Here is a 7,538-nt window from a genome sequence, read left to right on the forward strand (position 1 = left end):
ACCGATGCCGAGCGCGAGCAGATCGCCCAGGGCCTCGCGGCCCACATCGGCCTCCCCGCCGACGCCGTCGACCGCAAGACCCTCGCGGTCACCCCGCGCCAGTTCCGCACCGCCCTGGTCCCCGGCCAGACGCTCGACACCTTCGACATGCGCATCTCAGGCCGTCCGCAAGGCGAAGGGGGCGAAGGCGAGGCCCGTGCGCCGGTACTCCTGCGCTACTTCGCCGAGGATCTCGGCTATCGCACCGACCTGCCCTACGTCGGCCTCGAGCCGCTGGACGTCGGCTACCTGCCTGCCGGCAAGGCCCCGCAGCCCGTCGGCGCCCGCTGGAACTACGCCACCGGGCCGGTCACCAAAGCCGAGTACGACGCCGCCTACGCCGAGGCCGTCCGCACCGGCGCCGGTCCGCCGCAACTCGGCCCGCCGCTGCCCGGCACAGCCGAGGCCGTGGCCCTGAACCCGAAGCTGAAGGTGCTGGTGGCCACCGGCATCTTCGACTCGCTCGGCAACTGCGCCGGCGCCGCCGAGACCGCCAGGAACCTGCCCGCGCCGCTCAAGGCCGCGATGACCTTCAAGTGCTACGTCGGCGGCCACATGATGTACCGCGACGCCGCCTCACGCGTCGAACTCAGCCGCGACGTCCGCGCGCTCATCTCAGGTCAGTAGGCGCACCGGCTGTCGGGCACGCCGGCGACGCGCTGCCACTGCCAGGCGTCCACCGTCTCGCCGCGCGGCAGGTAGGTGACCGGGAAGGTCCTGCCGTCGCGGGTCACGTTCAGGGTCAGCCGGCGCGCCTGGTCGCCCTGCACGCTGTCCATCGCCACCGAGTAGGTGACGACGTCGCCGTCGCGGAGGCCCGCCCTCGCGGCCTCCGACCCCGCGATCAGCCCGCGGATCGTCTTCACGTCGCCCACCAGCGACTTCGGCTCGAAGCCCAGGTCGAAGCGGCGGAACCTGCCGCTCGTCCGCGCGAAGCAGGGACCGAAGTCCCCGCTCTCAGGCAACATCAGCCTGCCCGCCAGCATGTCGGCGTGCAGCGCCGGCCCCGCCGCGCCGAGCTCCCCCGTCACCAGCGCCAGCCAGGCGGCCTCGTCCGCCGGCTCGCCCACGCGCTTCCTCCGCACCATCTCGACGATCAGGTCGTCCAGGCTGCGCTTGCCGCCCGAGGCGCGGCGGATCCGGCCGTCCAGCACCGCGAAGTACATCGCGCCCCGGTCGTAGGGCAGCGTCCGGATCCGCGTGTCCTCCCAGAACCGCGGGCCCACCTCCCTGTCCGGCGTGTCGTTCAGCGCGTTGGTGTAGTAGCGCCGCGCGGTGTCGTTGACGTCGTCCAGGAAGTCGGACGGCGCGATCATCCCGGCGCGCAGCGGCAGGAGCGCCTGGTAGTGGACCGCGATCCCCTCGCCGTACCACTGGCCGCCGAGGCCGGTGGCGGTCCAGGTATGGATCATCTCGTGCGCCAGGGTCCCCTTCAGCTTTTCGGGGTCCTTCGCCGTCTCGCCCCAGGTCAGCAGGAACGAGTTGGTCAGCGCCGCGCCGCCGCCGGCGTTGATCGGGTTGAAGCGCAGGATCACGCGGTAGGGCGGTTCGGACGGGTCCTTGAAGAAGCCGCTCATCCAGCGGTGCAGGTTCCCGGCCCAGGTCATCAGCGGGTTCGGGTCGAACGGCAGGTCGCCCAGCCAGGCGGCCGAGAAGCCGGTCGGCCTCACCGCCGCGGGCGAGCGGCGCATCGGCCCGGCCATGTAGAGCGCCGAGAGCAGACGCAGCGGCGCGCCGGCCGGCAGCTCCGCGTCGCCTTCGCCGAAGCTCGACATCGCCGTCGAGCCGCCCGGCAGCGCCGAGAGGTCCCAGCGCAGCACGGTGCGGTAGGGCCGCGCGCCCTCCGGCGTCAGGATGAAGGTGGCGCCCACGCCCGAGACGCCGCCGCCCTCCGTGCGCAGGCTGTAGGGCGGGCCCGAGCCGCGGGCCGGCGGCGTGTTGTCGACCGGCGCGCGGTAGCGGACCAGGAGGTCGCCCTTCACGGCGCGTCCCGCCGACCAGTGGCGCGAATAGGCGATGGCCGCCGGATCGTCGCGCGCCACCAGCGGCACGGAGCCGTTGGCGTCGGTCGCGGTCAGGCCCGTCAGCGTGTTCGCCACGGTGTCGGTGTTGGCGATGACGACCGGCAGCGTCAGCAGCGGCGCGCCGGCGCCGGCGTCCGCGTTCGCGATCTTCAGGGTCACGTCCACGAAGCCCTTGCCCGCGGCCTGATCCATGGCCGACGGCTTCAGCGTCACCTCGAACAGGGGCGGCGGCGGCGCGGGCGGCGGCGGTGCGGGCGTCTGGGCGATGGCCGGCGCCGCGAGGGCGGCGGCGAGGGCGGCGGCGGGGGCCGCAGGGATCAGGCGCATGTCAGACGGTCCCGTAAAGCCAGGCGGTCGCGGCGAGGTCCTGCACGGCGTGGCCCAGCGACTTGTAGACGGTGATCTCGGCCTCCGAGGTCCGGCCGGGGGCCGCCCCCGCCAGCACCTCGCCGATCTCGCAGACGATGCAGTCGTCGCCGACCGCGCCGGCCGCCTTGGCGCGCAGGAACTCGCCGCCGTGGACCAGCACATGCTCGCGGTGGTCGACGATGAAGCGGGCCCTGGCCACCAGCTCGGCGTCCACCTCCGCCTGTCCCGGCCCGCTGGAGCCGACGACGTTCACATGCGTGCCGGGCGCGATCCAGGCGCCCTCGACGATCGGGTCGGCGGCCGCGGTCACCGTGCAGACGATGTCGGCCTGCGCCACGGCCGCCCGGGCGTCGGGGAAGCCTCGCGCGGCGATCCCCGTCGCGTCGGTCACGCGGCGCGCGAAGTCGACGCTCATGCCCGGGTCGCGGCTCCAGACGTGGACCGCCTTCAGCCGCCGCACCTGGGCGATCGCCAGCACATGGCCCCAGGCCTGCCGCCCCGTCCCGCAGACCGCCAGCACCGCGGCGTCCCTGCGCGCCAGCGCATCGGTCGCCACCGCGCTCGCCGAGGCCGTGCGGATCGCCGTCACCTCGCCCGCGTCGGCGATGCAGACGGGCCGGCCGCGCTCGCCGTCGAACAGCACCACGACGCCCTCGTGGGCCTTCCGGCCGTCCTCGGTGAACACGCTGACCAGCTTGGCGCCGAACGCGGCGCTATCGCCCAGCGAGGCCGGCATGATCGCGAACGTGCGGCCCTCGCCCACGCCGATGAAGCTGCGCAGCAACTGGCGCACGCGCCCGTCCGACAGCGCGATCATCGCCTCGCGCACCACGGGATAGGCCGCCTCGTAGGTCAGCCGCGCGCGCACGTCCTCGGCGCTGAAGACGGCCAGGCCTCCCGCTCGCTCGGGCATCGGCAACTCCGAAGAAAATCGGGCGGCGGCCTGTGGGAAGCCGCCGCCCGAAGCAGCGTGATCCTGGAGAGAGTGGGTCGGATCGCGCCTCTAGACTAGAACTTCGCCCGCAGGCCCACGAACCACTGACGCCCCAGGATGTCGCCGTAGACGCGGGTCGGATACGAGGGCTGCTCGTCGGTGAGGTTCACGACCCCGCCGCGCAGCGTGTAGTTCTCCCAGGTGTATTGGGCCGACAGGTTGTGCCGGATGTTCTCCTTGATCACCGGCACCGGCGTCGACTCGATCGAGGCGTTCTGCGCGAAGAGCACCTTGTCCAGGTAGATCATCTGGTAGCTGACCCGGACGGGGCCCAGGCGGTAGCGGGCGTCGAAGTTCGCCACCCAGTCGGGCTGGGCCACGGTGTTGTCCGTCCGCGACAGGTCGAAGCCGGTGACCGAGGTCGTGAGCTTGGCCGTGTGCGTCGCCGACAGGTTCAGCTCGACCTCGCCGTAGTCGGCGTCATCGAAGAACCGGCCCACCGGGAAGATGTAGTTGATGTTGTAGGTCTCGCCCCGATACCGGACCTTGCCGGCGTTGAACGTGGTCTGCTGCGCGGTGACGACGTTGCCCAGCGCGTCGCGCGTGAAGGTCGCGCAGACGTCGGTCGGCTGCGGCGCGGCGTCGTAGCAGGTCTCCAGGAAGTTGACCGGCGTGAAGGCCGAAAGGCCGTCGCGAAGGTCCACCTCGATCCGGTCGGCCACGATGGTCAGGCCAGGGATGAACTGGGGCTGCAGCACCACGCCGAACGTCAGCGTGTTCGAGATTTCGTTCTTCAGGTTCGGGTTGCCGCCCGAGGTGACCTGCGCCGTCGCGAAGTTCGACGAGCTGTTCTGGAACGTCGCCAGGTTGCCGTAGCCCGGGTTGGCCGCGAACAGCGCCACGCAGTTGGCCCGGCGCGTCGCCGGCGACGGACCGTTGGCGATGTAGCGGAAGTCGCAGGGGTCCTGGCCCACGTTGCCCAGCGCCGTGCGCACCGGCGCGAACTGCTGGTCGAGGGTGGGGGCGCGGAAGTTGCGGCTGCGCGAGATGCGGGCCGTGACGCCGGTCACGATCTCCCAGCGGCCGCCGACGCCCCAGACGTCTTCCTTGCCCGCCAGCGAGTTGTCGACGTAGCGGTACGAGCCGTCCAGCTCGAGGGCCTTGACGAACGGCAGGGTGAAGTCGCCGCCGACCACCGGCACCAGCAGTTCGCCCGACAGCTCGTCGGTGTGGAAGCGCCCGCCCGTTGCCACCTGCGGCACCTGCGAGTCGAGCAGGCCGCGCTGGTTGGCCGTCAGCGGCACGAACTTCGCCTTCTCGCGGCGGTGCTCGTAGGCCACGCTGAACTTCACCTTGCCGGCCGGCAGGGTCAGCACGTCGCCGCCCAGGGTCGCCAGGTAGTCGTCCTGGGTGTTCAGGTAGTCCTGGCCGCGAAGCACGTTCACGTAGTTGCGCGCGTCCTGGCTGACGTTCCCCTGGCCGAACGGGTTGATCGGCACGCAGGCCGGGTCGTCGTTGGCCGTCGAGGCGTCGGCGTTAATGCCGCAGACGATCTGGCCCGAGGCGTTGCGCACCGCCTGCAGGGCGTTGTTGAAGCGCGTCTGCCAGACCCCGTAGCCGCGTTGGGCGCCGTCGGTCTCGCCGTGGCTGGCCGACAGGCTCCAGTAGAAGTTGCGCTCGCCGACGTCGAAGTCGCCCTCAAGCGCCAGAACGGCGCGGGCCGTGTCGGTCTCGAAGGTGCCTTCGCGGGTGTAGAGGATGTCGCTCCACGCCTTCGACAGGAAGATCGGCGGGCCGCCCGCGGCCACCTGCGCCCGCACCGGATCGAGGAACGGGTTGGTCCGCGCGATCGGGATGGCGCCCGCCCCGCTCGCCGCGCCGTTCAGCACGGTGTTCGACTGCAGGTTCGCGTAGGGGTCGCGGCTCTTCACGTGCGCCCACGACACCTCGGCCGACAGCTTGATCCGGTCGGTGATGTCGTAGTGGCCGACGAAGTTCGCGTTGAACCGCTGCACGCCCACGTACAGCGACGCCAGCTCCTGGTAGGCCAGGCCATCGCCGCCCGACGAGAACGGAATGCCGCCCGGCACGCCGATGCTGTAGGGGATCAGCGCGTTGCCCGCGGCGTTGAACTGCTGCGGAACCCCGCCCACCGCCAGGATGAAGTTGGTCAGCGGCGCCGCGGCCGGCGAGAACAGCAGGCCGTTGTAGTTGAAGCTCGTGAAGCGCGTGTTGAAGTTCTCGCGCGTGATCGGGATGCCGTCGGTGTTCGAGGTGTTGGCGGCGTTCGCCACCGTCACCCGGCCCAGGTTCGAGCGCGGCCGGTCGTAGTCGAGCAGCGGCCGGGTCTTGGACCATTCGAGGTCCAGCGCCGCGTTGCCGCGGCCGTCCAGGAAGTTCTTCCCGAAGGTGCCGCGCAGGCTCGACACCGGGTAGTCGCCGCGCGAGCTCTCGCCGTACTGGGCGTCCAGTTCCACGCCTTCGAAGTCGTCCTTCAGGACGTAGTTCACGACGCCGGCGATGGCGTCCGAGCCATAGACGGCCGCACCGCCCGCCTGGACCACGTCGATCCGCGAGATCAGGCCGGCCGGGATGATGTTGGTGTCGACCACGCGGTCGCCCTGGCCCGGCGCGTTGATGTTGAACTGGCCCGACGACGAGGTGACCATGCGGCGGCCGTTGACCAGCGTCAGGGTGCGGCCCGGGCCGAGGCCGAACAGGTTCGGATACTGCTGACCGTTGCCGGCCGCCGAGCCGCTGCCGGCCGCGATCGGGATCGACGGGATGTTCGCCGTGATCTGGTTCAGCGCCTGGCCGGGCTGCACGAAGCCGCGGTCGGTCAGCGTCTGCGCGTCGACCACCGCCACCGGCGCCGCCGTCGTCGTCTCGGCCCGCTTGATCCGCGAACCGGTGACGATCACCTCGCCGACCTCCGAGCCCTCGGCGGCCGTCTGGGCCTGCGCCGCGCCGGCCGCGGCCAGCGCCAGCCCACCCAGCAACGTCGTGGCCAGCATGCGTCCACGATGCGAAATCGAGTTCATTCTATCCCCCGCAAGTCTGCCCCGGCGCCGGTGTCTTACGCCCCGGCCCGCCCAGGCTCCGCCTTGCCGGAACGGTAGGCGCGAGGGTCCGGTATTTCTTTTCGTTCTTCGAACCTTTGCCGGTTCGGCGCACATGGACTATGCGGCGGCCCGGCGGGCGGCGCATGGGCAATGCACCCGGCGCCTCTGTCGCCGAATCCGGTTCGGCGATGCGCCCGTTCCTTGACAGCAGCGCGTCGCGCATCCGCTATGCGCGTATGGCCCGAATGAAAGACACGTCTATGCCGAGCGCGCTGGACGCCATCGACATCAAGATCCTGGAGCTGATGCAGAAGGACGCCTCGCTCTCGACGGGCGAGCTGGCCGAGCGCGTGGGCCTTTCGCAGTCGCCCTGCTGGCGGCGCATCCAGCGCCTGCGCGAGGAGGGCTACATCAAGGCCGTCGTGGCCGTGGTCGACCCCGAGCGCGTCGGCTTCAAGATGCAGATCTTCGCGCAGGTGAAGATGACCACCCTCAGCGAGGAGGACCGGGCCAGCTTCTACCGCCAGATCAACGCCATCCCCGAGATCCTGGAGTGCTGGACGGTGTTCGGCGAGATGGACGCGATGATGAAGATCCTGGCGCCCGACGTGACCTGGTATCAGGACTTCATCTTCTCGGTGCTGCTGAAGCTGCCCGGCGTCACCGACGTCCGCTCCATCGTCACCCTGTCGGCCCAGAAGAGCACGCTGGCCGTCCCGCTCACCGCGCGCCAGTTCCGCTAGCTTTCACCTCCCCCGCCCGCCGCTGGGCGGGGGAGGTAAGGTCCACGTTGGATAATTCTTCCAACACCGTCCGGGCCGCCCGCCAACTTCGAATGAACAATCCGGCCCTGCGCCGCTACCATCCGCTTCAGGGGAGGCCGTGATGAAGTTCACCCGCAGAGCGCTCGTGACCGCCGCGGCGGCCGCGCCGGCGGCGGCCGCGGCGCAGGCCGTCGCGCCGACGCTGCCGGCCAGGGCCGCCTTCGCGAAGATGCCCTACGTCTACCTGGACTCGGGCTCGACCCACCCGATGCCGCTGGGCGCCCGCGCGGCGCTGGAGGAATACCTCCGCTACAAGACCCGCGACGGCCGCTGGAGCGGCTACTCC

Annotated in this window: 5 protein-coding genes and 1 pseudogene; 3 read left to right on the forward strand and 3 right to left on the reverse strand. The window is 71.1% G+C overall.

Annotation, left to right across the window (positions count from 1 at the left end; genetic code table 11):
- Positions 1-666 (forward strand): annotated as a pseudogene (locus tag JNL41_RS12060) (hypothetical protein); the annotation flags it as partial.
- On the opposite strand, the gene JNL41_RS12065 reads toward JNL41_RS12060, so the two are convergent.
- From JNL41_RS12065 to JNL41_RS12075, 3 genes are all read right to left on the reverse strand, one after another.
- Complete coding sequence (locus JNL41_RS12065; RefSeq protein ID WP_293475248.1) at positions 660-2,390, reverse strand: hypothetical protein; 1,731 nt, start codon at positions 2,388-2,390, stop codon at positions 660-662. The pseudogene JNL41_RS12060 and the gene JNL41_RS12065 sit on opposite strands and share 7 nt — an antisense overlap.
- A 1-nt stretch (position 2,391) precedes the next feature.
- Entirely contained in the window at positions 2,392-3,345 is a 954-nt protein-coding gene (locus tag JNL41_RS12070) for an ornithine cyclodeaminase family protein (RefSeq protein WP_293475249.1), read from the reverse strand.
- A gap of 95 nt (positions 3,346-3,440) precedes the next feature.
- Positions 3,441-6,407, reverse strand: a complete 2,967-nt coding sequence (locus tag JNL41_RS12075) for a TonB-dependent receptor (RefSeq protein WP_293475250.1) — start codon at positions 6,405-6,407, stop codon at positions 3,441-3,443.
- A 281-nt stretch (positions 6,408-6,688) separates the two neighbouring features.
- Here JNL41_RS12075 and JNL41_RS12080 point away from each other — a divergent pair, with 281 nt between their 5' ends.
- Positions 6,689-7,171 (forward strand): Lrp/AsnC family transcriptional regulator, encoded by a 483-nt coding sequence (locus tag JNL41_RS12080; RefSeq protein ID WP_293475251.1) that lies wholly within the window; start codon positions 6,689-6,691, stop codon positions 7,169-7,171.
- Between the two features lie 142 nt (positions 7,172-7,313).
- Positions 7,314-7,538: hypothetical protein (locus JNL41_RS12085; RefSeq protein ID WP_293475252.1), on the forward strand; the 225-nt coding region annotated here is incomplete at its 3' end.

Origin of the sequence: Phenylobacterium sp. (genome assembly GCF_016793285.1) — a bacterium.
GTDB lineage: Bacteria > Pseudomonadota > Alphaproteobacteria > Caulobacterales > Caulobacteraceae > Phenylobacterium.